General features: G+C 66.8%; 24 protein-coding genes. 7 read left to right on the top strand and 17 right to left on the bottom strand.

Annotation, left to right across the window (positions count from 1 at the left end; all coding sequences use genetic code 11):
- Nucleotides 1-11 precede the first annotated feature (11 nt).
- From EUV02_RS08165 to lgt, 6 genes are all read right to left on the bottom strand, one after another.
- Nucleotides 12-890: an SMP-30/gluconolactonase/LRE family protein gene (locus EUV02_RS08165; protein ID WP_135245752.1), complete on the bottom strand. Its 879-nt coding sequence runs from the start codon at nucleotides 888-890 to the stop codon at nucleotides 12-14.
- Nucleotides 891-960: 70 nt separating this feature from the next.
- Entirely contained in the window at nucleotides 961-1,896 is a 936-nt protein-coding gene (locus tag EUV02_RS08160; RefSeq protein ID WP_135245751.1) for a ribose-phosphate pyrophosphokinase, read from the bottom strand.
- A gap of 223 nt (nucleotides 1,897-2,119) precedes the next feature.
- Nucleotides 2,120-2,884 carry a peptidoglycan editing factor PgeF gene (pgeF, locus tag EUV02_RS08155; RefSeq protein ID WP_135245750.1) on the bottom strand — a complete coding sequence of 255 codons (765 nt, stop codon included), beginning with the start codon at nucleotides 2,882-2,884 and terminating at the stop codon, nucleotides 2,120-2,122.
- On the bottom strand, nucleotides 2,877-3,398 hold the full coding sequence (locus EUV02_RS08150; RefSeq protein WP_135245749.1) for a GNAT family N-acetyltransferase: 522 nt from the start codon (nucleotides 3,396-3,398) through the stop codon (nucleotides 2,877-2,879). The genes pgeF and EUV02_RS08150 overlap by 8 nt, the downstream gene beginning before the upstream one ends.
- A complete protein-coding gene (locus tag EUV02_RS08145; protein ID WP_424022184.1) occupies nucleotides 3,395-4,456 on the bottom strand; it encodes a class I SAM-dependent methyltransferase in 1,062 nt (353 codons plus the stop codon). Before EUV02_RS08145 ends, EUV02_RS08150 begins: the two co-directional genes overlap by 4 nt.
- Nucleotides 4,457-4,564: 108 nt before the next feature.
- Nucleotides 4,565-5,398, bottom strand: coding sequence for a prolipoprotein diacylglyceryl transferase (gene lgt / locus EUV02_RS08140; protein ID WP_135245747.1), 834 nt, complete (start codon nucleotides 5,396-5,398; stop codon nucleotides 4,565-4,567).
- Nucleotides 5,399-5,493: 95 nt separating this feature from the next.
- Between lgt and EUV02_RS08135 the strand changes: the two genes are divergently transcribed.
- The 4 genes from EUV02_RS08135 (at nucleotide 5,494) to EUV02_RS08120 (ending at nucleotide 10,233) form a co-directional block, all read left to right on the top strand.
- Nucleotides 5,494-6,678: an acyl-CoA dehydrogenase family protein gene (locus tag EUV02_RS08135; RefSeq protein WP_135245746.1), complete on the top strand. Its 1,185-nt coding sequence runs from the start codon at nucleotides 5,494-5,496 to the stop codon at nucleotides 6,676-6,678.
- 153 nt (nucleotides 6,679-6,831) lie between these two features.
- Nucleotides 6,832-7,971 (top strand): acyl-CoA dehydrogenase family protein, encoded by a 1,140-nt coding sequence (locus EUV02_RS08130; protein ID WP_135245745.1) that lies wholly within the window; start codon nucleotides 6,832-6,834, stop codon nucleotides 7,969-7,971.
- Between the two features lies 1 nt (nucleotide 7,972).
- A complete protein-coding gene (locus tag EUV02_RS08125; protein WP_135245744.1) occupies nucleotides 7,973-9,688 on the top strand; it encodes a class I adenylate-forming enzyme family protein in 1,716 nt (571 codons plus the stop codon).
- Nucleotides 9,688-10,233 (top strand): HD domain-containing protein, encoded by a 546-nt coding sequence (locus tag EUV02_RS08120; protein WP_135245743.1) that lies wholly within the window; start codon nucleotides 9,688-9,690, stop codon nucleotides 10,231-10,233. The genes EUV02_RS08125 and EUV02_RS08120 overlap by 1 nt, the downstream gene beginning before the upstream one ends.
- Before the next feature lie 57 nt (nucleotides 10,234-10,290).
- Here EUV02_RS08120 and EUV02_RS08115 read toward each other — a convergent pair whose 3' ends face one another.
- A complete protein-coding gene (locus tag EUV02_RS08115) occupies nucleotides 10,291-10,803 on the bottom strand; it encodes a hypothetical protein (RefSeq protein WP_135245742.1) in 513 nt (170 codons plus the stop codon).
- Between the two features lie 72 nt (nucleotides 10,804-10,875).
- Nucleotides 10,876-12,420, bottom strand: a complete 1,545-nt coding sequence (locus tag EUV02_RS08110) for a DUF1254 domain-containing protein (protein ID WP_135245741.1) — start codon at nucleotides 12,418-12,420, stop codon at nucleotides 10,876-10,878.
- Nucleotides 12,421-12,509: 89 nt separating this feature from the next.
- Between EUV02_RS08110 and EUV02_RS08105 the strand changes: the two genes are divergently transcribed.
- Nucleotides 12,510-13,535, top strand: coding sequence for an AraC family transcriptional regulator (locus EUV02_RS08105; protein WP_135245740.1), 1,026 nt, complete (start codon nucleotides 12,510-12,512; stop codon nucleotides 13,533-13,535).
- A gap of 93 nt (nucleotides 13,536-13,628) precedes the next feature.
- On the opposite strand, the gene EUV02_RS08100 is transcribed toward EUV02_RS08105, so the two are convergent.
- Nucleotides 13,629-14,495, bottom strand: coding sequence for a DMT family transporter (locus EUV02_RS08100; protein ID WP_243445827.1), 867 nt, complete (start codon nucleotides 14,493-14,495; stop codon nucleotides 13,629-13,631).
- 21 nt (nucleotides 14,496-14,516) lie between these two features.
- Nucleotides 14,517-14,984, bottom strand: coding sequence for a hypothetical protein (locus EUV02_RS08095; protein ID WP_135245739.1), 468 nt, complete (start codon nucleotides 14,982-14,984; stop codon nucleotides 14,517-14,519).
- A gap of 174 nt (nucleotides 14,985-15,158) precedes the next feature.
- On the opposite strand from EUV02_RS08095, the gene EUV02_RS08090 reads away from it, so the two are divergent.
- Together EUV02_RS08090 and EUV02_RS08085 are read left to right on the top strand one after the other, a co-directional pair.
- Nucleotides 15,159-16,481: an MmgE/PrpD family protein gene (locus EUV02_RS08090; RefSeq protein WP_135245738.1), complete on the top strand. Its 1,323-nt coding sequence runs from the start codon at nucleotides 15,159-15,161 to the stop codon at nucleotides 16,479-16,481.
- Nucleotide 16,482: 1 nt separating this feature from the next.
- Nucleotides 16,483-17,787 carry an amidase gene (locus tag EUV02_RS08085; protein WP_135245737.1) on the top strand — a complete coding sequence of 435 codons (1,305 nt, stop codon included), beginning with the start codon at nucleotides 16,483-16,485 and terminating at the stop codon, nucleotides 17,785-17,787.
- A 172-nt stretch (nucleotides 17,788-17,959) separates the two neighbouring features.
- Here the strand turns inward: EUV02_RS08085 and EUV02_RS08080 are convergent, their stop codons facing one another.
- The 7 genes from EUV02_RS08080 to argB are packed head-to-tail and all read right to left on the bottom strand — an operon-like array spanning nucleotide 17,960 to nucleotide 24,241.
- Nucleotides 17,960-19,030 (bottom strand): DUF2235 domain-containing protein, encoded by a 1,071-nt coding sequence (locus EUV02_RS08080; protein ID WP_135245736.1) that lies wholly within the window; start codon nucleotides 19,028-19,030, stop codon nucleotides 17,960-17,962.
- A gap of 20 nt (nucleotides 19,031-19,050) precedes the next feature.
- Nucleotides 19,051-19,548 carry an NUDIX hydrolase gene (locus EUV02_RS08075; protein WP_135245735.1) on the bottom strand — a complete coding sequence of 166 codons (498 nt, stop codon included), beginning with the start codon at nucleotides 19,546-19,548 and terminating at the stop codon, nucleotides 19,051-19,053.
- Nucleotides 19,545-20,750, bottom strand: a complete 1,206-nt coding sequence (locus EUV02_RS08070) for an acyl-CoA dehydrogenase family protein (protein ID WP_135245734.1) — start codon at nucleotides 20,748-20,750, stop codon at nucleotides 19,545-19,547. The genes EUV02_RS08075 and EUV02_RS08070 overlap by 4 nt, the downstream gene beginning before the upstream one ends.
- A gap of 9 nt (nucleotides 20,751-20,759) precedes the next feature.
- Nucleotides 20,760-21,788 carry a phosphotransferase family protein gene (locus tag EUV02_RS08065; RefSeq protein ID WP_135245733.1) on the bottom strand — a complete coding sequence of 343 codons (1,029 nt, stop codon included), beginning with the start codon at nucleotides 21,786-21,788 and terminating at the stop codon, nucleotides 20,760-20,762.
- A complete protein-coding gene (locus tag EUV02_RS08060; protein ID WP_135245732.1) occupies nucleotides 21,785-22,285 on the bottom strand; it encodes a GNAT family N-acetyltransferase in 501 nt (166 codons plus the stop codon). Before EUV02_RS08060 ends, EUV02_RS08065 begins: the two co-directional genes overlap by 4 nt.
- Nucleotides 22,282-23,358: an acyltransferase family protein gene (locus EUV02_RS08055; protein ID WP_166430560.1), complete on the bottom strand. Its 1,077-nt coding sequence runs from the start codon at nucleotides 23,356-23,358 to the stop codon at nucleotides 22,282-22,284. Before EUV02_RS08055 ends, EUV02_RS08060 begins: the two co-directional genes overlap by 4 nt.
- Nucleotides 23,345-24,241 carry an acetylglutamate kinase gene (gene argB, locus EUV02_RS08050; protein ID WP_135245730.1) on the bottom strand — a complete coding sequence of 299 codons (897 nt, stop codon included), beginning with the start codon at nucleotides 24,239-24,241 and terminating at the stop codon, nucleotides 23,345-23,347. The genes EUV02_RS08055 and argB overlap by 14 nt, the downstream gene beginning before the upstream one ends.
- Nucleotides 24,242-24,249: the final 8 nt, after the last annotated feature.

Here is a 24,249-nt window from a genome sequence, read left to right as displayed (position 1 = left end):
GCCGGAGGCTCTTACGGCCTTCCAGCCCGTGAACTATTCACTGTCGCCACCAGCAACCGCCCCAGCGGCGCATCGGCCGCATGATGCCCGACCGAGGTCTTGGCGGTCAGCATGAACAGCGTCTTGCCGTCGTCGCCGCCGAGCATGCAGGCGTAGCACGGGTCGCCGGTGTCGATGATTTCGAGCACTTTGCCGCCCTGGGCGATGCGCAGGCACTGCGGTGCGACCGGGTTGGCGATCCAGATGGCGCCGTCGGCGTCGAGCGCGATGCCGTCGGGAATGGCGGGTGTGGTCGGGGCCCAGATGCGGCGGTTCGACAGGCTTCCGTCAGGGGCGGTGTCGAACGCGGTGAGGACGCCGGCGAGCGTTTCGCCGATGATGAGCGTGCGGCCATCGGTGGTGATGACGCTGCCGTTGGGGAAATGCATGTCGGTGGCGGCGACGGACACGCTGCCGTCGGGTGCCACCAGCGCCAGCTTGGCAGTGACGTGGTCGCCGAACACGCTTTCGGTACCGCGCGTTTCGAGTTCGTGATCGAGGTTGAAACCGAAGTTGCCGACATACGCGCGGCCCTGGCTGTCGACGACCATGTCGTTGCAGTGGAAGGTCGCAATACCTGAAAGGTCGGCGTGAACACTGACGACGCCGTCCGCGGTGCGCCGCAGTAGCTGGCGCTTGGTCATGCTGACGATGAGCATCGAGCCATCGGGCATCCAGCCCAGCCCCGACGGCTGGTCGTCGATGGTGAATTCGGTGCGCAGGTCGCCCGCCAGCGATACCGATTTGACCGCGTGCGCGTAAAAGTCGCTGAACCACAGCCGGCCGTCATGCCAGCGCGGGCCTTCGCCGAAATAGATGCCATCGGCCAGTATGCGTGTCGTGCTTGCCATATGGACTCCCCTTTTTTCGGAGGAGGCTAGCATAGCCCGCGCGGGCTTCGAAGCGCTTGCCGCGCGCGCCTTAGTCGAACAGGCTCGAAACCGACGCCTCGTCCGAAATCCGGCGCATCGCCTCCGCCAGCAGCGGCGCAATCGTCATCGTGCGGATTTTCTTCGCGGCGCGGACGGCTTCGACGGCGCCGATCGAATCGGTGATGACGAGTTCGGTAAGCTCGCTGGCTTCGACGCGGGCGACAGCGCCGCCCGACAACACGCCGTGGCTGACATAGGCGGTGACGCCGATGGCGCCGGCGGCGGTCAGCGCGACGGCGGCGTTGCACAGCGTGCCGGCCGAATCGACGATGTCATCGACGAGCACGCAGAAGCGGCCGCGGACGTCACCGATGATGTTCATCACTTCGGATTCGCCGGCCTTTTCACGGCGCTTGTCGACGATGGCGAGCGGGGCGTTGCCGAGGCGCTTGGCGAGCGCGCGGGCGCGCACCACACCGCCGACGTCGGGCGACACCACGGTCAACGGCTTGCCGCCATATCGCGCCTCGATATCGGCACTCATCACCGGTGCGGCGTAGAGATTGTCGGTCGGGATATCGAAAAAGCCCTGGATCTGTCCGGCATGCAGGTCGACCGACAGCACGCGGTCGGCGCCGGCGACGGTAATCAGATTGGCGACGAGCTTGGCAGAAATCGGCGTGCGCGGGCCCATTTTGCGGTCCTGGCGGGCATAACCGAAATAGGGAACGACGGCGGTGATGCGCTTCGCCGAGGCGCGCTTCAGCGCATCGATGCAAATCAGCAGCTCCATCAGATTGTCGTTCGACGGTGCCGATGTCGGCTGGATGACGAAGACGTCCTCGCCGCGGACATTCTCGTGAATTTCGACGAAAACTTCTTCATCGGCGAAGCGCCGGACGGCCGCCTTGGTGAGCGGCAGTTCGAGATACGCCGCGACCGCCGAAGCAAGCTCGGGATTGCTGTTGCCCGCCAAGATTTTCATGGATTGTGTCCCCGACCCGCCGATGGGGGCGTCATAGCCGCGCTGTCATGGAACGGCAACAAGGTGCGCGCTTGAAACGGGCAAAATTGTAGAGCCTCCGGCGGGCAGGGCCTTGGGCCCTGCACCCGAATATTGGTGACGTGCCACTGCGGCCAGCGCTGCTTTGCATGCACCGGCGCAAAATCCCGGGTGCAGGGCCCAAGGCCCTGCCCGCCGGAGGCCCTTAACCCAATGCAATCACAGACAATTGCCGCCCATAGTCGCCCTCGCCTGCATGCGTCGTGCGGCGGAAGCTGAAATAGCGGTCGGGCTGGGCGTAGGTGTCCTGTCCAAGCAATTCGATATGGCGCAGGCCCTCGGCGGCGAGGCGGCTGGCGACCATGGCTTCGATGTCGAACTGGAAATGGCCGGGCTTGCCGGGGATGAAGAAGCGGTCGTGTTCGGGATCATCGGCGAGAAAGCGGTCGCGGAAGCCCGAATCGACCTCGTAGCTGCGTTGCGCAATACACGGCCCGACGGCGGCGGCAATGTTGGCGCGGTCGGCACCGAGCGCTTCCATCGCGGCGACGGCGGCGGCAGCGACGCCGGTCAACGTGCCCTTCCACCCCGAATGTGCCGCGCCGATCACGCCGGCATGCGTGTCGGCGAACAGGATCGGCACGCAATCGGCGGTGAGGATGCCGAGCACCAGCCCCGGCGTCGCGGTGACCAGCGCGTCGGCGTGCGGGCGCGCATCATCGGCGAACGCGCCAGTGACCGGTACGGCGATATTGCTGTGGACCTGGTGCAGCGTCACAAGCGTTGCGCCGGGTGCCACGGCTTCGACGGCGCGGCGGCGGTTTTCTGCAAGCGCGGCGCGGTCATCGCCCGAGCCGAGGCCGACGTTGAGCGATGCGAAGATGCCGGTCGAGACCCCGCCCTCGCGCCCCAGAAAGCCGTGGCGGGTGCCGGCGAGTGCGGCGCTGGTCAGGAACGGCGGATTAGTCATCGAGCTTGCACCGCATCACCAGATCCTCGTCGGCATGGTCGCCGACCATGAATGCATAGCGGCCGACCTCGTAGAAGCCGTAGCGCCGGTAGAACGCCTGCGCGCGCGGGTTTTCGGTGAATACCGACAGGTACAGGTCCTGCACGCCGCGGGCGCGGGCTTCGGCGATAAGCCAATCGGTAAGCTGGACGGCAATGCCGCTGCCGTGAAAGCCGGAAAGCACATAGAGCTGGCGCAACTCGCCGGCGACACGGCCAGCGTCAGGCTCGAACGGCAAATGTGGCGGACCGAATTTGGTGTAGCCGATGGCGCGGTCGCCATCGAACGCCAGCCGCACCGCATACGCCGGGTCGGCAAGTTCGGTCGCCCAGTTGGCGGCACTGTGGTTTTCGAGGAATTTTTCGAGGTTGGCGGCGCTGTAAAGGTGCCCGAAGGTCTCGACGAACGTCGTGGCACCGAGCGCCGACATTGTTGCGGCGTCATTGGTGGTGGCGGTGCGGTAGCTGATAGTCATGGCGCCCCTGTGCCAAATCCCGCCGGCGTTGGCCAGTCGCGGCCGGTCAGCGCCAGCGCCTTGAACAGCGCGCCCATCGTCACCGTCAGCCGCACTGTCGCGGCTTCGATATGCGCACGGCCACGTGTGTCGGCACGCGCCTTGAGCGCCTCGGCGCGCTGCGCGAGGCCCAGCGCCAGCAGGAAGTCACCCTGCCCGACCGGCCCGTGCGCGGTCGTGCCCGCCGCCTCCGCGAGTGCCGCGAAATCGACATGCGCAGTCAGGTCGACCTCACCCGGATCGGCGAACGGATCGACATAGCCGTGCGCGCGCACCGCTTGCAGCGTGTCGCCGGTGGCGGGGCCAGTATAGCCATAGTCGATGAACAGCGCCGCACCGCCGCTTGCCGCCAGCCGCGCGCCGATTTCAGCGGCGATTGCGGTGGCGGCTGGGCTGGTTTCCCACACCGACCCCACCGGCGCATCGGCCAAAGCCGGCGGCACCAGCGCATCGAGCGGCAGCGCCCCGGCACCGGCGACAAAGCGCGTGCCGTCATGCGTCACCATGCGCTCGCGCCAGCCGGCGGCGGTGCGCTGCAACTGCCGCACCGGCAGCGCGTCAAAAAATTCATTGGCGATGACCAGCAGTGGCAAGTCATCTGGCACCTGCGCCAGACTGTCGTGCCATACCGCATCCGGCAGCAACCGCGCCTGCGCCGCGCGCAGCACTGGGCTGGTTTCAACCAAATGCAGGCTCGTCGCCGCATGAAACCCCGGCACCTTCGCCGTGGCGCGCCAGAAGTCGGCCATCAGCGTGCCGCGCCCGGGACCGAGTTCGACCAGCCGGACACGCGGGCTGCCAGCGCGCAGCCACAAATCGGCGGCCCAAAGCCCGATCAGTTCGCCGAACATCTGGCTGATTTCGGGCGCGGTGGTGAAATCCCCCGCCGCCCCCAGCGGGTCACGCGTGACGTAATATCCGTGCTGCGGATCGCCCAGCGCGCGCGCCATCCATTGCGCCACCGGCATCGGGCCGGTGGTGGCAATTTCGCGCGCGAGCTGTTCGGCGAGAGTGTTCAAGAGCCTCCGGCGGGCAGGCCAGTTTTTGTAAGCAAATGGGGGGCCTGCATCCATTTGAAGCGCGCCAAACAATCGGGTGCAGGGGTCACCCCTGCCCGCCGGAGGCTCTTATTTCTCATTGATCGCGCGACCGCGCGACGTGGCAATCAACCACGCACCGGCCAGAAACAGCGGCAGGCTCAAAGTCTGGCCCATCGTCAGGCCGGTCGACAGCGTGCCCAACTGCGCATCGGGTTCGCGGAACAGCTCGACGATCAGCCGCATCGCGCCGTAGCCGATGCCGAACACCCCGGCGAGCAGCCCCGGATACAGCCGCGCGCGGGTCTTCCAGAACATCAGGCTGAGGATGATGAACAGTAGCAGCCCTTCCAGCACCGCTTCGTAGAGCTGGCTCGGGTGGCGCGGCAGCGGGCCGGCGCCGGGGAAGGTCATGCCCCAGGATACGGTGGTGACGCGGCCCCACAGCTCGCCGTTGACGAAGTTGGCGAGGCGCCCGAAGAACAGGCCGACCGGCGCGGTGACGGCAACATAGTCGAGCAGTCGCAGCTTGCTGATTTTCTGGCTGTTGGCATACAGCATCACCGCGATGATGACGCCGGCGGTGCCGCCGTGGAAGCTCATGCCGCCCTGCCACAGGTAGAAAATCGACAGCGGATCGGCGGCGAACTTCGGCAGGTCGTAGAACAGCACATAGGCGATGCGGCCGCCGAGGATGACGCCGAGCGTCGCCCAGGTGATGAAGTCATCGACTTGCGGCTTGGTGTACGGCGCGTCGCCCTTCGCGATCATGCGGATCAGATACCACCACGAAAACAGGATGCCGGCGATATAGGCGAGGCTGTACCAGCGGAGCACCACCGGCCCGGCCTCGAGCGCCACCGGCGACAGCCCCAGCGCGGTATAGTCGAGCGAAACGCGCATGAATTCGAGCATGTGTGGCATTTTTCCCTTTGCCCGCAGGCGATGGCCGCACCATAGTCGCCCCAAGGCAGAACACAATTGCCACATGGCTTCAACTTGACCTTGGGAGATCCCGCGTGTCCGACGCACTTGAACAATTCCGCAGCGAAACGCGCGCCTGGCTGGAGGCGAATTGCCCCGCCGAAATGCGCACGCCGCAGACCAGCGAAGATGAAACCTGCTGGGGTGGCCGTAATTTCAAATTCACCAGCCAGGCCCAGAAGGACTGGATGGACCGCATGGGCGCCAAGGGCTGGACAGTGCCCGAATGGCCCAAGGCCTACGGCGGCGGCGGGCTGAGCAAGGAAGAAGCCAAGGTGCTGTCGAGCGAGCTGCGCCGCATCAAGGCACGCTCGCCGCTCAATTCGTTCGGTATCTGGATGCTCGGGCCGGCGCTGCTCAAGTTCGGCAGCGAGGAACAGAAGAAGCATTATCTGCCGCAGATCGCCCGCGGTGAAATCCGCTGGTGCCAGGGCTATTCGGAGCCGGGCTCGGGGTCCGACCTCGCGAGCTTGCGCACTTCGGCCGAAGACAAGGGCGACCATTACCTCGTCAACGGCCAGAAGGTGTGGACGAGCTATGCCGACAAGGCCGACTGGATTTTCTGCCTCGTCCGCACCGATCCGACGGTCGCCAAGCACCACGGCATCAGCTTCCTGCTGTTCGACATGGCGTCGCCGGGCGTCAGCACCGCACCGATCAAGCTGATTTCGGGCGCCTCGCCGTTCTGCCAGACGTTCTTCGACAATGTGAAGGTGCCCAAGGAAAACCTCGTCGGCGTCCCCGGCAAGGGCTGGGACATCGCCAAATATCTGCTGACGCACGAGCGCGAAATGATCGGCGCGATGGATACCGGCGATGCACGCGAGACGATGGCGCAGGTCGCGGCGCGCAAGATCGGCCTTGAAAACGGCACGATCGCCGACGCCGCGCTGCGCACCGACATCATCCGCCACGAAATCGATGCCTGGGCGTTCGCGCTGACGATGGAACGCGTCAAGGACACCGCCAAGGCCGGGCAAGGTGTGGGCGCGCTGTCGTCGATGCTCAAATACTATGGCACCGAGCTCAACAAGCAGCGCATGGAGCTGCTGATGTCGATCGGCGGCAGCGACGGCCTGCTGTGGGAAGGTGACAACAAGGGCGACGGCGACCTGTCGCGCGGATGGCTGCGCAGCCGCGCCAACTCGATCGAAGGCGGCACGTCGGAGATCAACCTCAACATCATCGCCAAGCGCGTGCTGGAATTGCCGGGCGCGTAAGGCCGCCGCCTCTGCTCCCCTCCCGGAACGGGAGGGGCCGGGGGTGGGATTTTCTTCGATTTGGGGCGGTTGGTGACGAAGGGCTCGCGAAGCTCGCGCCCACCCCCGACCCCTCCCTTGCAGGGAGGGGAACAGACAACGGGAGTTTTAAACGTGGCATTGGTACTCAACGAAGATCAGGCGATGATCCGCGACTCTGCGGAAGGTTTCTTCAAGGCGGAGGCACCGACCACGGCGTTCCGCAAGCTGCGCGACAGCAAGGACGCCACCGGCTTTGACCGCGCGCTGTGGAAGAAGATGGCCGAGATGGGCTTTGCCGGCGTGCTGGTGCCCGAAGGCCATGGCGGGTCGGGCTTCGGTTATGTCGGCGCCGGGCTGATCCAGGAAGCCATCGGCCGCAACCTGTCGCTGTCGCCCATGCTGTCGACAGCAATCCTCGCCGCCACCGCGCTGCTGGTCGGCGGCACCGACGAGCAAAAGGCCGCGTATCTGCCGAAAATCGCCAGCGGCGACCTGCTGATGGCGCTCGCCAGCGATGAAAAATCGCGCCACACCCCCAACCATGTCGCGACCACCGCCGCCGCCTCGGGTAACGGCTTCAAGTTGAACGGCACCAAGAGCTTCGTGCTCGACGGCCATGTCGCCGACAAGCTGATCGTCGCGGCGCGCACCTCGGGCGCCGACGGCGACACCGACGGCATCACGCTGTTCCTCGTCGACCCCAAGGCCGCCGGCGTCAGCATCGCGCGCCAGCCGATGGTCGACAGCCGCAACGCCGCCAAGGTCGTGCTGAACGACGTGCAGGTCGACGGCGCCGATGTGCTGGGCGAGGTCGGCAACGGCTGGGCCATCCTCGAACGCGCGCTCGATGCCGGGCGGGCGTGCCTCGCGGCCGAAATGCTCGGCGTCAGCGCCCAGAGCTTCGAGACCACCGTCGACTACCTCAAGACGCGCGACCAGTTCGGCGTCAAGATCGGCAGCTTCCAGGCGCTCCAGCACCGCGCCGCGCACCTGTTCTGCGAAGTCGAGCTGGCGCGCTCGGTCACGCTGCGCGCGTTGCAGGCGCTCGACGAAGGCGATGACCGCGCCAGCATCTTCGCGTCGCTGGCGAAGGCCAAGGGCGGCGAAGTCGCCAAGCTCGCCACCAACGAGGGCGTCCAGCTCCACGGCGGCATCGGCATGACCGACGAATTCGATATCGGCCTCTACATGAAGCGCGCCCGTGCGGCGCGCGAAACCTTCGGCGACATCGCGTTCAACGGCGACCGCCTCGCCAAGCTGATGGGGTACTGAAATGGCGTTCGAAGCCGACGTCCTGCTCGACAAGACCATCGCCGCACTGACCGCGCCCGGCGGCCAGTTCGAGCTGGTCACCGCCACCGTGCGCGGCGCCGAGTACCCGACGTTCAAGATGGCCCCCGACAGCCTGCGCGACTATCTGGCGTTCTTCTTCATGTCGCAGGGCGACAAGGAATTCCTCGTCTACCGCGACGAGCGCACGACCTTCGCGCAGGTCTACCAACAGGCGCTGCACATCGCCGCCGTGCTCCAGCACCGCCATGGCATCGCCAAGGGCGACCGCGTTGCGGTGGCCATGCGCAACTATCCCGAATGGGTCTCCGCATTCGTCGCCGGCTGCATCCTCGGCGCCGTCGTCGTGCCGATTAACGCCTGGTGGACCGCCGAGGAACTCAACTACGGCATCGCCGACTCGGGCACGCGGCTGGTTATCGCCGATGAAGAACGCGCGCGGCGGCTGGCGGGCAATCCCGTCAAGGTGCTGACAGTGCGCACCAGCAAGGCCGTCGCCGACGAACTCGGCCGCGTCCGGCTGGAGGACGAACTCGACGTCGCGCCCAAAACGCCATGGTATCTGCCGCCGATCGGCCCCGAAGACGATGCGACGATCATGTACACCAGCGGCTCGACGGGCAATCCCAAGGGCGCCGTCGCGACGCAGCGCTCGGTGGTGACCGGCGCGCTCAACTATTTGGTGGCCGGCCTCGCGATGCTGCAGATGAGCCAGGCTGCTGGCGTCACGCTGCCCGAACAGCAGGTCATGCTGCTCAACGTGCCGCTGTTCCACATCACCGGCTCGGTACCCGTCATGCTGGTGTCGATAGCCATCGGCCGCAAGATGGTCATCATGCACAAATGGGACGCCGGCGATGCGCTGCGGCTGATCGAAAAGGAGCGTGCGACCTATTTCGTCGGCGTGCCGACAATGAGCCTCGAACTCATGCAGCACCCCGACCATGACAAATACGACCTGTCGAGCCTGATGGACATCGCCGGCGGCGGCGCGCCGCGCCCGCCCGAACATGTCGAGCGCCTCGCCACCAGCTTCCCCAACGCCCGCCCGGCTTTGGGCTACGGCCTCACTGAAACCAACGGCGTCGGTGCCGGCAACCTGCGCGACAGCTACCGCCGCAAGCCCAATTCGACCGGCCGCGCGTCGAAGCCGCTCGTCGAAATCGGCATCTTTGACGATGACATGAAGCCGATGCCGACCGGCGAACGCGGCGAAGTCTGCATCCGCTCGGTCGCCAACGTCCGCGGTTACTGGAACAACCCGACCGCCACCGCCGCGGCGTTCCTGCCGTCGGGCTGGTTCCTCACCGGCGACATCGGCTATCTCGATGACGAAGGCTATCTGTTCATCGTCGACCGCAAGAAAGACATCATCATCCGCGGCGGCGAGAACATCAGCTGCGTCGAAGTCGAAGCGGCGATCTACAGCCACCCCGCCGTCGCCGAAGCCAGCGTCTTCGGCCTGCCCGACGAACGCATGGGCGAACTCGTCGGTGCCGTCGTCTACCCCAAGCCCGGCGAGACGCTCGAGATCGAGTCGCTGCTAGAATTCGTCAAACGCGACCTCGCCGCGTTCAAGGTGCCGGCGAAGATCTGGCTGTCAAAAGAACAGCTTCCGCGCTTGGGCAGCGCCAAGATCGACAAGGTCGCCTTGCGCAAGCATTATCGTGAAATCTACGCCGCCGAAGGGAACCACTGATGTTCACCACCATGCTTGAAGGCACCCAAGAAGACTGGAGCCATATCGCGCAGGAACACGCCAAGCACCAGAAGACCACTGCCGCTACGCAGATCATGGACTCGCTGCGTCGTCTCGAAGCTATCGAAGTCGGCTTCGGCGCCAACCAGCTCGCGCACAGCTTGATGACCGCAACACTCGCCCGCCAGGACGGCGCCACCGACGAGGAAATCGTCGCCGCGCTGTGCCACGACATCGGCAAGCTGATGAGCATCCCCAACCACGGCGCCATCGCCGCCGAAATCCTCAAGCCCTACGTGTCGGACGACCTGTACCACACGATCAAATGGCACCAGGATTTCCAGGGCCGCTACTATTACGAATTCCTCGGCAAGGAAGGCAACGCCCGCGACCGCTTCAAGGACGAGCCGTGGTTCGCCACCGCCGAAAAGCTCGTCGACCGCTGGGATGCCCCCGCCTTCGACCCCGACTTCAAAGCCGACAGCCTCGAAAGCTTCGAACCTTTGGTGCAGAAGATTTTCAGCAAGCCGACGCGGGCTTACTGAGGTGTAGGGCGCGCCGCGCGGGCAGGGCCGCAGGCCCTGCACCCGGTTGGTGGGCAACTATGGCTTGTCGCGCAGCGCGATCAGCGCCAGCGTTTCGGTCCATGCCTGGTAGATGCCGCAGAACAGGAACAGCGTGCTCGATACCGCAACGGCAAATGGGCCATATCGGGCGCTGGTGAGCAGTCCGCCGCCGCCGGCGGCGAGGCAAAGGCTCGCGGCAACGGGTATCAGGTTATAGGTGACCCAATCGACCGCGCCATCAATGGCGCTGAGCTGGACGCGGCGGCGCATGCGGATGCCACCGATGCGGTAGATCGTGCCGGCAACGCCCAGCAGCACGAGGATCAGGCCGCTGAGATGGTCCGAATGCCATGGCACCAGTGCGATCATGCTTTGCAGCAGCACCGACGCAAAGCTGTACAGCGCCGGTGTCATCGACGCATCGGCAATTTCCCGCGTGCGCGATGTCGACAGGCCGTTGCTCAGCGTCACGACGACGAACAGCAGGCCGACGAGGGTCGCCGCCGCCGCGCCGGTCAGGCCGAAGAAATTGCTCCAGTCGTTCAGCATCGGCGGCGGCGCAAAGTCCCTGTCTTGGGGTTTGGCATATCCCGCTGCCAAGCCCGAAACAAGGCCATGGCGCTAGTCGATCCGCTCGATTTCGCTCGGCCGCCAGGTCTTGGCGAACCAGGGTTCAAGCGGGCCGTAGAGGCGCAGGATGGTGTTCCACGACGTACCCGGCATCGTCTGGACCCAGTTGATCGACTTGCCGGCGGGCGCCTTGGGGCCGAACCAGACGTCGACCGAGCCGTCCTTGTTGACCAGTAGACCCTTGGTCTGGCTGCTGACGCTGGGCTGGCGCTGGTCGGTCTGGATCATCGACCGCGTCTGGTCGCTGTAGACGATGACCGACCAGAAATCCTTGACTGGCACGTTGGGCGGCAGGTGGAGGCGATAGGACTTGCCGCCGTCGAGCGACTCGCCCTTCGCGTCGCGCGCCGTCCAGGCGTATTGCGAGCCCTTGCCGACCATCTTTTCTTCCATCGCCGGCGTCACGCCGGTGGCCATGAAGTAGTAGAAGGCCGCACCGTCGAGGTTGAGTGCGCCCGGCGCGGTCTGGAAGGTGTAGCCGCCGACGAACGGCAGCTGCCAGTTGCTGCCCTCATAGTAGAAGCCGATGCGGTCGCGGGCATGGAACGAAATCGTCCGCGCCGTCGCGTCGCCGACCTTGGCGGCGTCATCGAGGATCTTCTTCATGCGCGCATCCGGCGCGAACGGCTGGCCCTTGACGATGCCGATCGACTGGAACAGCCCGCTGGTGACGGGGTCGAGCGAGTCTGCGGGCTCGGCCTGCACGACCTGGTTGAGCAGGTCCCAATAGCCGTTTGAACCCGGGCCGACGCTGTTGAGCGGCATGCCCGACAAATTGACCATGTTCATCGATGCCGGCGGCGTCGCGGCCGACGCCAGCGGGTAGATCTTGGCGTATTTCCGGACCAGATCAACGGCGGGCGCCGTCGATCCGTCGACGAGGAAATTGCGCCAGACGATCCAGTTGTTGAAGGTGCGCGGGCGGACGACGGTGTAGCCGTCGGGGATCGCGCCGGTGTAGCCCGGCGGCACGAACAGATATTTGCCGCCGGCGCCCTTGTCGGCACCGGTGATGCCGACATCGACGACCCAGCGGTACCACATGTCGTTGACGGTGCCGAGCGACTTGGGCGGAATCTCGACCACCAGCGGGCCGTTGGTCAGGTCGACCCAGACCCAGGAATAGACGGTATTGTCGTTGGCGGTCAGGAAGATCGAGCGGCTGTCGACAAGGTTCTCGAAGATCGGGATGGTGGCGTTGACCGGGCCGAGCGCGCGCACCGCATTGCGGTTTGCCGCCTGGTTGACCGGCGGCAGCGCCAGCAGATAGGCCTGCACCGCGCGCTGGAAATCAAGATTGTCCCACAGCTTGGTGGCGGTGTCCTTGTCGGGGAAGCCGCCGGTGAAGCGCAGCGTACCGAGGCTGGTTTCAACGCGGTCGGGCGTGCCGACACCCGGCGGGGTCGGCGTCGAATATTTGACCTTGGGATCGGCCGGCGGGCCGGTCAGCACCTGTGCGACGGCGGGGACTGATAGCAGTGTCGCGGTGACTGCCAACCGCGAGGCACGGACGATGAATTGAACCGGCTTGCCCATGACAGGAACTCCTAACAGGGTTGTTGGATTGCGTCGCAATAGCTAACAGATTTGCCAGCGTTCAGTTTTAGTTTGGAGGACATCGCACTGTGTCCGCCCGCCTTGAAGTGTCATATCAACGTGCCGGCGCGTTCGCGTGGATGGCCGGGCTTTTGCGCGACCTTGGCACCGATCCGGCCGACGTCAGTCGCGGGCTGGACATCGACCTTGATGCCGTCACCGCAGATAGCCGGCTGGTTTTCGCCGATTGCCTGACGCTGCTCGAACGTGCTGCCGAACTAACCGGCTGCGCACACTTCGGGCTATTGCTCGGCGCGCGCTATCCGTGGCGCGCGCACGGGCTGATCCACGATCTGGCAAGCCATGCCCCGACGCTGCGGCAGGCGATGCTCGATTTCGTCACCTGGCAGCTGGGGTATTGCAGCGGCGCAGTGGTCTATCTGTTGCCGATGGGTGACGATGTGGCGTTCGGCTACGGGATCTATGGTGGCAACTCGCCCGGCAGCCGCCAGCTTTATCAGGTCTGCGTGGCGATCGGCTGCGCGATGATCCGCGAACTCTCGAATGGCGAGGTGGCGCCGGCCGAGATTCAATTTGCCTATGATAAGCCGGCCGACATTGCGCCGTACCGGCAGATTCTGCATGCGACGCCGAGATTCAACCAGCTGCAGTCCTGCCTTGTGCTTTCGGCAGCGACGCTCGGCGTGCCGCGACCGGCTGCCAACCCGGTCGAACGCGCCCGGCTGATCGCGACGATGGACAGCAGTTTTGATGCCGGCCCAGGGGCGACGTCGCGCAAGCTGCGGCACCTGCTGCGCCCGCAGTTGCTCGGCGAAGACGCCTCCATGCCGGCCGCAGCGTCGGTAATGGGGATTGCGCCGCGGACGTTGCGGCGACGCTTGCTCGCCGAAGGCCTGACCTTCGAAGCGGTGCGCGACGATGTGCGGTTTGCGGTCGCGCGCGAATTGCTTGAGATGACGCGGCTGCCGGTCGGCGATGTCAGTGCCGCGCTGGCGTTTGCCAGCCACTCGGCGTTCGACCAGGCCTTCCGGCGCTGGAGCGGCACCAGCCCGTCGGCATGGCGGCGCCAGTTCCTGCCCGGCAATTTCAGCTAGGCTACCGCGCCAAGATGACGGCAACGCGCCGCGAAGCAGACACAATACCGCCTTTGCACGCGCCGTCATGGCGCCAAATCGTCGGTGCACGCCTCAGGAGGCCCGCCGCGCCGGCAACCGCACTAGCACCAGCGCCGACAGCACCAGCACGCCGCCGATGATGACGGTTGGCCCGAGCACCTCGCCGAAGCGGACGACGCCGATGGCGGCGGCGATGGCGGGTTGGACGAGCAGCGTGAGGCCGACGACGAGCGGTTTGAGGTGGCCGACGGCGTAGACGATCAGCCCCTGGCCGAGCACCTGGCTGGTGAAGGCGAGTGCCACCACCGGGCGCCAGTCGGTCGGCCAGAACGGCCCCGGCCCGGCTTGCGCGAAGGCGAACAGCGCGAGCGCGCCGAAGCTGCTGGCGAGGATGAGCGTCGGGACCGCCGCGACCTGCCCACGCATGCGGTCGATGACGATGAGGTAGCCGGTGTAGAAAATCGCCGCGCCGATGCACAGCAAGTCCCCGGCGAAGTGCCGCGCCGACAGTTCGAAGCTGGTGCCGAGCAGCAGCAGCGTGCCCGCCGCGGCCAGCGCCATCGCCGACCACATCCGCGGCGTCGGCCGCGTGCGCGTGGCGACGAAGCCATAGAGCGGCAGCAGGAAGCTCGCGGCATTGGGGATCAGCGTGGCGTTCGCCAGCGTCGTGCGCACCAGCCCGAGGTGCCAGAGCGCCAGATCGATTGCGAAAAACAGCCCGGCGAGCGCGGCGGGCAGCAGCAGCGACCGCGATAGTGGCGGCATCGGCTGGCGCACTAGCCTCGCGATCAGCATCAGCGGCAGCACCGCGAGGCTGAGCCGCCAGAACGCTGCATCGACGGGGCCGACATCGGCTTCACGCACCAGCCAGCCGCCGAACGCCAGCGCGGTGCTGCCCGCCAGCATCGCGGGAAAGGCGAATGCGCCTGGACGTGACACGGGAACCGCTAAACCCGAATCCTAGTTCGGGTTCGCCCAGTTGTTGATTTCCTGCTGCATGCAGCCGGTGTAGCCGCCCGGCCCGATCGACGAGCACTGGCCGATTCCGCCGCCGGCGCCGCCGGCACCGCTGCCGAGCATCAGCGAGCGATCCTGGACGAACGGGCTGACCTGCACACCCGAGTTGGCGGTGCGCAGGCCCGGCGGGATGCGGTAGCGATCTTCGTCGGGCTGGCGCGCGCAGACGACGATTTCATCGCTGCTGGTCGCCTTGGGGCACGGGTCATTGCCGAACACGATGACCGAACGCACGCGCGGCTGCGTCGTGTCGGTGGGTGCAGGCTTGAGCATGGTCGGCGCGGTGGATGCCGGTGTCGCGCTGGCGGGCGCGCGGTCGAGCGGCTGCGCCGCCAGATCCGACGGGCTCGGCGGCGGCGCCGGCTGCGCGGCGACGGGCACCGGCAGTGCCGCCAGCAGCCACAAACCCAATAAAACTCGACGCATCGCACCACTCCAGCCGCTTGCTTTGGCGCACCCTAGCAGAGACATAGCGCCGGGGTCAGTGGATAATTCGCCACTGTCCGCCAGAATCCGCAGCGCAGCTGCCACTGTCGGCATTCGCGGCTTGACCGACGGCGTGCCGCTGTCGGACAAATTGCCGCCATGACACCAACGCAGTCGATCCTCGCCTTTGCCGCCGCAGCACACACGCTGCCCCCCGAAATCGCCGCTGCCGCGACGGCGCTGCTCGGCGACACGCTGGCGGTCGGTGCTGCCGGGTCAAGCGCGCCGGGGGCCGACGGGGTTTATGCTGCCGCACAGCTGTGGGGGGCGGGTGATGACGCGCCGCTGCTCGGCCGCGCCGGCCGGCTGCCCGCGCCGGCGGCGGCGTTCGCCAACGGCTTCCAGATCCACAGCCTCGAATGGGATGCGGTCCACGAAGTCGCGGTGGTGCACGCGATGTCGGTGGTGACCGCGGCCCTGCACGCGGTGTGCGCGCGGGCTGCGGCGCGCGGCGCGCCGGTGGCACCTGACCGCGCGTTGGTGGCGCTGGCGGTGGGTGTCGATATCGCCTGCGGGCTCGGGCTCGCCGCGACCGAGGGCATGCGGTTTTTCCGCCCGGCGACCGCGGGGCTGATCGGCGCGGCGCTGGCGTGCGCGCGCGTCGCCGGCACGCCGCCCGCGGCGTTCGCCGATGTGCTCGGGCTGGCGGTTTCGCAGGCGAGCGGCACGATGCAGGCGCATGTCGAAGGCTCGCAGGCGCTGCCGTTGCAGATTGCCGCCGCCGCACGTGCGGCAGTGACCGCCGTTGATCTGGCAAACGCCGGGCTGACCGGGCCGCACGACGCGCTCGAGGGGCCGTTCGGCTATTTCAAGCTGTTCGAAGGCGGTGTCATCGAACGCTACAGCGCCAGCATCGGCAGCGGCTGGCGCATCGGCGAAGTCAGCATCAAGCCCTGGCCGTCAGGGCGCGCCGCGCATGCGACGCTCGGCGTGCTGGCAGCGATGATCCGCGATGCCGGGGTGACGGCAGCGCAGGTCCACGAGGTGCAGGCGCATGTGCCGCCGCTGGTGGGCCGGATGATCGGCCGGCCGTGGGTGCCGCAAATGACGCCGGCCTATGCGCGGCTGTGCCTGCCGCTGCTGGCGGCGCTGATGCTGAGCGAAGGCCGCATCGATCCGCGGCGCTTCGAGGCCGCGACCTTCACCGACGCCAATCTGCGCGCCATCGGCGACCGCGTGCGCGTCATCGAAGTCGCGGGCGACGCCAATGCGCTGTCACCGCAACGCATCGTCGTGATGCTCAGCGATGGCCGCGTGCTCGACCGCCAGGTGCCGGCAACGCCGGGCCACCCCGCCAACCCGCTGCCCGCCGCCGACCAGGCGGCGAAGCTGCGGTTCGCGCTGTCGCTGGCGGTCGGCCCGGTCGATCCGCGCATCCGCGACAACCCGCTGGCGTGGCTGGTCGACCAGGGGGAACGATAGCATGGCGCTGCACACGCTTTCGGTCGCCGGCGTGCGCGGGGCCGATGCCGTCGCGGTCACCGAGGCCTACCTCGGCCGCATCGCGCGGTTCAACGGCGAACTCAACGCGTTCACCATGGTCGATGCGGCGGGGGCGCGTGCCGCCGCAGCGCAATCGGCGCGGCGGATTGCGGCGGGCGATGCGCGCGCACTCGAAGGCGTGCCGATCGGCATCAAGGCCAATATCGATATTGCCGGTTTCGCCACCACCGCCGGTGTCGAAGCGCGGCGGGGCGCCGTAGCGACGGCCGATGCGCCGGTTGTCACGCGGCTGCGCGAAGCGGGCGCGGTGATCCTCGGACATCTCAACATGCACGAGGCGGCGATGGGCGCTACGTCCGACAATGCCGCGTTCGGGCGCGTCAACAACCCGCACAATCCGGGCCATACGCCGGGCGGATCGAGCGGCGGTTCGGGTTCGGCGGTGGCGGCGGGCCTGTGCCTCGCCGCACTGGGCACCGACACGCTGGGATCGATCCGCATTCCGGCGGCGTACAACGGCGTCTACGGGCTTAAGCCGACGCACGGGTTGGTGTCCGATGACGGCGTTGTGCCGATGTGCCGCCGGCTCGACAGCGTCGGGCCATTGGCGCGCTCGGTTGCCGATCTCGGCGCGGTGATGCGCGTGCTGGCACCGATCGGTGAGGCAGCGCCGCTCAGCCGCGTCGCGACGCTGTCGGTGATCGACGATTTCGCCCGGACCGACGTAGCGGTGCGGTCGGCCTATTTGCTGGCGCACGACCTGATCGAAGGGCTGGGCCTGAGCGTGACGCGTTATGATGCTAGCGACGTCGATCTTCGGACTGCGCTAACGGCCGGATTTATCGAATCGGCGCGCGAAGTCGGGGAATTCTACGCCGCAGATTATGCGCGGGATGATGGCGGCCTGTCGCCCGAACTTCGCGGCTATATTGCCCAGGGTCGGGCGGCGACGCCCGACGCGCTGGCCGCCGGCAATGCCGCGATGGCAAAGGCGGCGGCGCGGTTGCACGCGGTGTTGCAGATGGCCGACGTCATCCTGATGCCTACCGAGCCGCAGCCGGCGTTTGCGCATGGCCCCGCACCCGTCGGCCAGGCGCTGTTCACCGGACTTGCCAATCTTGCCGGCCTGCCGGCGCTGGCGTTGCCGGCGGGCTGGAGCGCCGAGGGCATGCCGGTCAGCGTGCAACTGGTCGGCCGCGCCGGCTCAGAAGCCAGTCTGCTCGCGCTGGCGGCGAAGCTTGACCAGGTGCTGCGCGGCTACAGCCCGCCGCCCGCCTATAGTTGAAAGCCGGTCAGCTCGGCTTGATCATGCCCTTTGTCGACGGGTTGGCGGCGATGGTCTTGACCTTCTTCGCCTTGGGTTTTTTGGTTTCCTTGTTGCTTTTCATCTGACCCTTGGCCATCGCGCGTCTCCTGTCGGTTGATTGTCGATTGTAGCGCGTATCGCGCGTTGGGGGTCAATTTTCGCCATAGACGCGGTAATCGGCGGGCAAATTCACCGGCGCATAGCCGATGCCGGCGTTCAGCCGCGCCGCAACGCTGGCATGCACCACCGCACCCGGCGCGATGTAGCGCGGCTCGCCGAGCGGCAGGAACAGCGCCTTGTGGCCGTCGGGGGGTCGCCGGCCCCATTTCGGGATGATTTCGGGAATCAGATTGACCAGCCCGTGGATGCGGTTGTGCAGCGGTGCCAGCGGATCGGGCTGCCCCGGCAGCGCCGCGCGCCGCGCCGGATCGACCAGCAGGCCATGCACCACCGCCTCGTCGAGCATCCAATCGAGCGCAATCCGGCTCAACCCCGACGCCTCGGGCGGGTAGCTGCCGCCGATGTCGCAATGGCCGCCGGCAAACCAGACCTGTGCAACATCCTGCCCGGGCAATGCGTGCCACAAATTGGTGCGGAAGAACCGGCGCTTTTCATCGATGGAAACCGCGTGGCGAACGACATCGACCTTGTCGTTGTTCAACGTGAAGGGCAGCGACACGCCGCTGACCTCCGGCGGCCAAAGCTCGACGGCGAACACCGATTTGACGGTGTCCCACAGCCCGAGGAAATTGATCCGCGCGTCGCGGTGGCAGAAGGTCTGCGCGAACGATTCGGCCAGTTCGGCATTGTCGGGGTCGGCATAGAGCTTGATGGCATAGGGCAGCAGGTTGGCGCGCAGCGGGTCGAGGATGCCGATCTTGGCGACCATCCCGGCGAGTGCGCGCACGATATAGGCGCCGCGGCTGAAGCCGAACAGCATCAGCCGGTCGCCGGGCTGATACGCCGCCATCAACAATGAATAGGCGTTGCCGATCTTGTCATAGATGCCGAGCCCGATGCCGAGATCGAACAGCTTGAGCACTTCACTTTCGCCGAGCAGACTGTGCGTCGGCTTGCCCTGAGTGCCGACGCCGGGGTCGTAATAGACATGCTGCGCGTCGCCCCGGCCGACCGCGACCGTCGCCAGCCGCAGCACATTGGTGGCGTTGACCTGGATCTGGTCACCCGTCCCGTCGATACAAATGACGATGGTCTTCGCCATGGCACCCCCATGGCGCGAGGCTAGACCAGTCCGAGCCCGACAACCAGCCGGCAATCGATGACGCAGCCGCGCTGGCGTTGCGCCGCGAGCCAATCGGGGAGGTCGGACAGGGCCACGACATGCACGGATATGGCCTCTTCGGGCGTGCCGCCGCCGGTGCCAGTGCGCGTCAGGCCGGTGGCGCGGAACAGCCGGAAGCTCTCGCTCGACATGCCCGGCGACGTGGCGAATTCGCCAAGGTCTTCCCAGTGCGCCGCCTCGAACCCGGTTTCCTCGTGCAGCTCGCGCGCCGCGCTGGCAGCTTCGCCCTCGCCCGCGACTTCATCGCCGACCAGCCCGGCGGGCAGTTCGATGCACGGACGCCCGAACGGCACGCGAAACTGTTCGACCAGCACGATTTCGCGTGCATCGGTCACTGCGAGGATGACCGCCGCGCCGATGCTGCGCGTGCGCGCGGCATATTCCCAAGTGCCCTCGCGGTGCACCTCAAGGAATTTGCCGCGCCACTGTAGCGTCATGCAACCATCGCCGTGCCGTGGCGCATCAAGGTGCGCGCGATGGCGAATTTGTGGACTTCGGTCGGGCCGTCATACAGGCGGAACGGCCGCATATCGCGGAAGATCATCTCCACCACCGTCTCGTCGGTGACGCCGATGCCGCCGAGGATCTGCACGCAGCGGTCGGTGACCTTGAACAGCTCCTCCGACACGAAGCACTTGACGATCGAGCTCTGGTGGCGGGCGCTGAAGCCCTTCGGCGCCTCACCCTTGTCCATCATCCAGCAGGCGTTCCACACCGCGAGGCGGCAGGTCTGCAGCGCGATTTCATTGTCGGCCAGCATGAAGCCGACGCCCTGGTGCTCGCCGAGCGGCTTGCCGAACGCGGTGCGGGTGCGGGCGTGGTCGATGGCGATGCTGTGCGCGCGCGTCGCGGCACCGATCCAGCGCATGCAGTGCGTCAGCCGTGCCGGCGCGAGGCGCATCTGCGCGTACTGGAAGGCGTTGCCGACTTCACCGAGCAGCTGGTCGGGCCCGAGGCGCAGGTTATTGAACTTCACCACCGCATGGCCTTCGACATAGTTGCGGTCCATCGAGTTCATCACGCGCTCGATCTCGATCCCCGGCGTGTTGCCGTCGCACAGGAACAAGGTCGGGCCGTCGGGGCCGTGCGGGTTCGGCGCAACGCGCGCCATGATGATCCAGGTCTTGGCGCCATTGGCCCCGGTGATCAGCCACTTGCGGCCGTTGATGACATAGTCGTTGCCGTTGAACACCGCTTCGGTGCTGAGCTGCGCGGGGTCGGAACCGGCGCCGTCGGGCTCGGTCATCGCGAACACCGAACGCTGGTGGCCGTCGACCACCGGCTGCAGGAATTCCTTGATCTGGTCGGGACGCGCGATCTTCGACAGGATCAGCATGTTGCCTTCGTCGGGCGCGGCGCAGTTCATCGCTACCGGGCCGAGCGTCGACCAGCCGGCGGCTTCGAGCGCCACGGCGTGGCCGATGTGGTCAAGCCCCATGCCGCCGAGTTCACGCGGCACCTGGATCGACAGCAGCCCGGCCTTGCGCGCCTTGGCGATCATTTCCTGGCGCAGCTCATCGGTCGGACCGTGCTGCGTCAGGCGCGGGTCGCGTTCATAGGGGACGATTTCGTCGATGACGAACTGGCGGATCTTGTCGCGCAAAGCCGCCAGATCAGCGGGGATTTCAAAGTCGATCATCGTTCGTCCTCACAAGGTTGCAGCGACATGGCCCAGAATCGCCAGCGCCAGTTTTTCAAAATCCAAATAGCGGTTGCCGTGCACGGCACCCGCCTGCCAGCGTCGATAAAGCTGCATCCACGCCACCGCCAGCCGGAAACGTGCCAGCGCCAGATGAAAATCGAGCGGCACCGGCGCCCGCCCGCTGGCGGCAAAATAGGCGGCGGCAACTTCGGCGCGCGTCGGGAAGCCGGGTTCGAGCGACGGGACTTGCGCCAGCGCGTGCAACGCCTGCGGGTCGCCGGGCTCGATCCAGTACGACAGCAGCACGCCGAGATCGAACAGTGGATCGCCGAGCGTCGCCATGTCCCAGTCGATGACGGCTTTCGCTTCGAGCGTGGCCGAATCGACGAGCATGTTGTCGAACTTGAAGTCACTGTGGATCAGTGATGCAGGCGCATCGGCCGGCAGGTTGGCGCGCAGCCATGCAACGATGTGCGCGACGCTGGCGGGCGCATCGCCGTCGGGCCAGACGGCAGCGGCACGGCGCGCCCAGCCTTCGACCTGACGGCCGAGGAAACCCGTCGGCTTGCCCAGCCCTTCGAGTCCGACGCTGGCCGGGTCGAGCCCATGCAGCGCGGCCATCGCGGCGATCAGCGCGCTGGTCAGCCTTGCGGGGGCGTCGGCGGGCAGTCCGGCAGGCAGGCTACCACCGATGGCGATGCCGGGGCGGTATTCGATGAGCTGGAACGGCGCGCCGAGTACCGCCACATCCTCGCAGAACGCGATGCCGCGCGGTGCCAAGGGGAAGCCGGCGTTGAGTCGCGACAGCACGCGCCATTCGCGTGCCATGTCGTTGGCGCCCTCGGCAGCCGGCCCCGGCGGCGGGCGGCGCAGCACCGCGGGGGCACCGTCGAGGCTCACCAGATAGTTGAGGTTGGCGAGCCCGCCGGCGAACTGGCGCGGCGGCGTATCAAGGTCGAGCCGGTGCCCCGCCGCACCCAGCCAATCGGCCAGGCGCGGCCAATCCTGCGGGATGGTGGCATCACGGAAACTCATAGGTTGAGCCGCATGGCGCAACGCCATTCAGGTTTCAACCCGGCCTGGGCCTCGTGGCGCAAAATAGCGCGCAGCCAGGCCGGCGTGGTTTCCGGCGTCAGCATGGCAAAGCCGTTGCGTGCATAGAAGGGTGCGTTCCACGGCAGCGTGCGGTCGGTGGTCAGCGTCAGGCTCGCCAGTCCGCGCCCGCGCGCGCCGGCAATCGCTGCCGCCAGCAGCGCGCTCCCGATGCCGCGCCGTTGTGCGATCGCCGCCACCGACAGCTCGAGAATGTGGAGGTCGTCGCGGCTGGCTTCGGCGAGCAACAGCCCGTTGCACCGCCCGGCGTCGTCGCTGACCCACAGTGTCGCATCGGCGCAAGCCGCTTCGAAATCGGCGAGCGGCGTCGGCGGGTGGTCGGCGGCGAAATCCATGTGCGTGCCGCGAAACAGCTCGCCCGCCGACAGTTGGATATCGGCAAGAAACGGCAGGTCGGCGCGACGTGCGAGGCGGATCATCTCCCCAGACCCAGCCGGACGGTCAACCAGCGCCGCGCCGGACTGTCGAACCAGCGGCTGAGCGGCCGGCACAGCGCAATCAGCAGCACCAGCAGCACGAGCAACGGCGCTGACGGCACCGCCTCGCCGTCGAGGCCGTGCTTGGCAGCGAGCGCCGCGACCAGCGCCATCAACGGGCCGTGGACAGCGTAAAGCGGGTAGGAAATCTCCCCCAGCCAGTCGAACAGCGGAGCCGTCGCGGGCACCTCGGCCGCATTGACGCCGAGCACCAGCAGCACCGGCAACACCAGCAGCACGACGGCGACATCGCGTGCCGCCTCATACGGCAGGCCTTCGGCCGGCATCGCCATCACCGCGATGATGACCGCCAGGATCACCCACACCGGCACGCGCCAGCGCAGCAGCACGCCATCGCGGAAGCGCCGATAGACCAGTACGCCGAGCGGGAACGAGAACGCCACGCGCGCGCTGGCGACGCCGAAACCGTCCCAGGCCCAACCACGCTCCATGCTCTGCTGCTGCTGCGTCGATACCAGCAGCGCCACGGCGGCGACGCCGAGAATCAGCAGCAGCACGCGTGTCGACAGCCAGCGGTGGATCAGCACGAAGCCAAGGTTGGCGATCAGTTCGAACAGCAGCGACCATGCCGGATCGTTGAGCGGATACAGCGTGCCATGGTCATCGACGGGCTCGCCGCCGGGCATCGGCATCGGCAGCATCAGCAGCGCGAACACCAGCGCCAGCCGGAAACCGGCGGCGCTCCAGCTGGTATCGAGGCCGGTCGCCACCATCGCCACCGACACCAAGGTGCCGAGCAGATAGAGCGGATAGAGCCGGATGAAGCGCATCGCCATGAAGCGCCTCGCGCCGAGCCCGGCGGCAATGCGCTGGTCATAGGCGTGGGCGATGACGAAGCCACTCAATGCGAAGAACATGTCGACGGCAAGATAGCCGCTCGGCAGCCAGCTCGTCCCGGCAACTTTCGCCCAGTGCATCAGCGCGACGCCGATCGCGGCCACGCCGCGCATGGCGTCGAGGCTGCGGAACCGTGTTACGCGGCTACGCGTGGACAAGCGTGCCCACACCCGCGCGGGTGAAGATTTCGAGCAGCATGGCGTGCGGGATGCGGCCATCGAGGATGACCGCGGCGTCGACACCGCCTTGCACCGCGCCGACGCAGGTTTCGATCTTGGGGATCATGCCGCCGGAAATCGTGCCGTCGGCGACCAGCGTCTCGATCATCGGCGGCGTCAGGTCGGTGAGCAAGACACCGTCCTTGCCGAGCACGCCGGCGACATCGGTGAGCAGGAACAACCGCGCCGCGCCGATCGCGGCGGCAATCGCGCCCGCCATCGTGTCGGCGTTGATGTTGTAGGTGTGGCCGTCGGCGCCGACGCCGACGGGGGCAATGACCGGCACGATGTTGGCGGCGGTCAGCACGTCGATGACGGTGCGGTCGATGGTTTCGGGTTCGCCGACAAAGCCCAGATCGACGACCTGTTCGATCAGGCTGTCAGGATCGCGCTTGGTGCGCGTCACCTTGGTGGCGGTGACGAGGTTGGCGTCCTTGCCCGAAATACCAACCGCCTTGCCGCCCGCTGCATTGATCCAGGCGACGAGTTCCTTGTTGATCGCGCCCGACAGCACCATTTCGGCGACTTCGGCAGTCGCGGCGTCGGTGACGCGCAGCCCGTCGATGAACTCGCTCTTGATCTCGAGGCGCTTGAGCATCGCACCGATCTGCGGGCCGCCGCCGTGCACAACGACGGGGTTGATACCGACCGCCTTCAACAGCACGATATCTTCGGCGAAATCGCGTGCCAGTTCGGGGTCGCCCATCGCATGGCCGCCGTATTTGACGACAAACGTCTTGCCGGCATAGCGTTGCAGATACGGCAACGCCTCGATCAGCGTCTCGGTCTTGACCAGCAGGTCGGGGTGCGGGGCATTGCTCATGCACCCCC

It is taken from the genome of Glacieibacterium arshaanense (assembly GCF_004681125.1).
Taxonomy (GTDB): Bacteria; Pseudomonadota; Alphaproteobacteria; order Sphingomonadales; family Sphingomonadaceae; genus Polymorphobacter_A; species Polymorphobacter_A arshaanense.
The sequence above is the reverse complement of the archived record's forward strand: the minus strand, read 5'-3'. Positions and strand labels throughout refer to the sequence as shown.

What these genes read in the sequence shown, in the direction of transcription:
- pgeF (WP_135245750.1), bottom strand. Translation starts at nt 2,884, where the DNA reads ATGACTAATCCGCCGTTCCTGACCAGCGCCGCACTCGCCGGCACCCGC.
- EUV02_RS08160 (WP_135245751.1), bottom strand. Translation starts at nt 1,896, where the DNA reads ATGAAAATCTTGGCGGGCAACAGCAATCCCGAGCTTGCTTCGGCGGTC.
- EUV02_RS08110 (WP_135245741.1), bottom strand. Translation starts at nt 12,420, where the DNA reads ATGGGCAAGCCGGTTCAATTCATCGTCCGTGCCTCGCGGTTGGCAGTC.
- EUV02_RS08115 (WP_135245742.1), bottom strand. Translation starts at nt 10,803, where the DNA reads ATGCTGAACGACTGGAGCAATTTCTTCGGCCTGACCGGCGCGGCGGCG.
- EUV02_RS08060 (WP_135245732.1), bottom strand. Translation starts at nt 22,285, where the DNA reads ATGATCCGCCTCGCACGTCGCGCCGACCTGCCGTTTCTTGCCGATATC.
- EUV02_RS08090 (WP_135245738.1), top strand. Translation starts at nt 15,159, where the DNA reads ATGACACCAACGCAGTCGATCCTCGCCTTTGCCGCCGCAGCACACACG.
- EUV02_RS08070 (WP_135245734.1), bottom strand. Translation starts at nt 20,750, where the DNA reads ATGATCGACTTTGAAATCCCCGCTGATCTGGCGGCTTTGCGCGACAAG.
- EUV02_RS08075 (WP_135245735.1), bottom strand. Translation starts at nt 19,548, where the DNA reads ATGACGCTACAGTGGCGCGGCAAATTCCTTGAGGTGCACCGCGAGGGC.
- EUV02_RS08085 (WP_135245737.1), top strand. Translation starts at nt 16,483, where the DNA reads ATGGCGCTGCACACGCTTTCGGTCGCCGGCGTGCGCGGGGCCGATGCC.
- EUV02_RS08150 (WP_135245749.1), bottom strand. Translation starts at nt 3,398, where the DNA reads ATGACTATCAGCTACCGCACCGCCACCACCAATGACGCCGCAACAATG.
- EUV02_RS08120 (WP_135245743.1), top strand. Translation starts at nt 9,688, where the DNA reads ATGTTCACCACCATGCTTGAAGGCACCCAAGAAGACTGGAGCCATATC.
- EUV02_RS08165 (WP_135245752.1), bottom strand. Translation starts at nt 890, where the DNA reads ATGGCAAGCACGACACGCATACTGGCCGATGGCATCTATTTCGGCGAA.
- EUV02_RS08065 (WP_135245733.1), bottom strand. Translation starts at nt 21,788, where the DNA reads ATGAGTTTCCGTGATGCCACCATCCCGCAGGATTGGCCGCGCCTGGCC.
- argB (WP_135245730.1), bottom strand. Translation starts at nt 24,241, where the DNA reads ATGAGCAATGCCCCGCACCCCGACCTGCTGGTCAAGACCGAGACGCTG.
- EUV02_RS08125 (WP_135245744.1), top strand. Translation starts at nt 7,973, where the DNA reads ATGGCGTTCGAAGCCGACGTCCTGCTCGACAAGACCATCGCCGCACTG.
- lgt (WP_135245747.1), bottom strand. Translation starts at nt 5,398, where the DNA reads ATGCCACACATGCTCGAATTCATGCGCGTTTCGCTCGACTATACCGCG.
- EUV02_RS08080 (WP_135245736.1), bottom strand. Translation starts at nt 19,030, where the DNA reads ATGGCGAAGACCATCGTCATTTGTATCGACGGGACGGGTGACCAGATC.